This window comes from Faecalibacterium sp. DFI.5.82 (assembly GCF_029076575.1).
Lineage (GTDB): Bacteria > Bacillota > Clostridia > Oscillospirales > Ruminococcaceae > Faecalibacterium > Faecalibacterium duncaniae.
On record NZ_JARFIS010000109.1, the window covers coordinates 1 to 407 of the forward strand.

The window sequence follows — 407 nt, forward strand, 5'->3', positions numbered from 1 at the left end:
GGCACCATCGATCTTTCCACCTTTGCGCCGAACAAGGTGTATGAGCTGCCCATCGAGCTGCCGGGCAATATTCGCCTGCTGGACAACATTTCCAGTATCACGGTCAGTTTCGACAGCTCCAAGCTCGAGACCAAGACCATGAACCTGCCCGCCAGCTGCGTGCAGGTGGTCAATCTGCCCTCCACCTATATCCTGACCGTGCAGACCGAGCGGCTGATGAATGTGACCCTCTGTGGCCCGGCGGGTCTGCTGGATACGCTGGTGCCCGAGCAGGTGGTCATTGAGATCGATGCGGATGATTTCTATGTGGCCGCAGGGCAGCAGAACATTGCCTGCCGCCTGTATGTGCCCTCCAATGGTAAGATCTTTGCACTGGATAACATAGCTCCCCAGCGCAAAGATCTTAC

At 56.8% G+C, this 407-nt stretch carries 1 pseudogene; it reads left to right on the forward strand.

Features of this window, described 5'->3' with window-relative positions:
• A pseudogene (locus tag P0G09_RS15805) lies at nucleotides 1-407 on the forward strand (hypothetical protein); the annotation flags it as partial.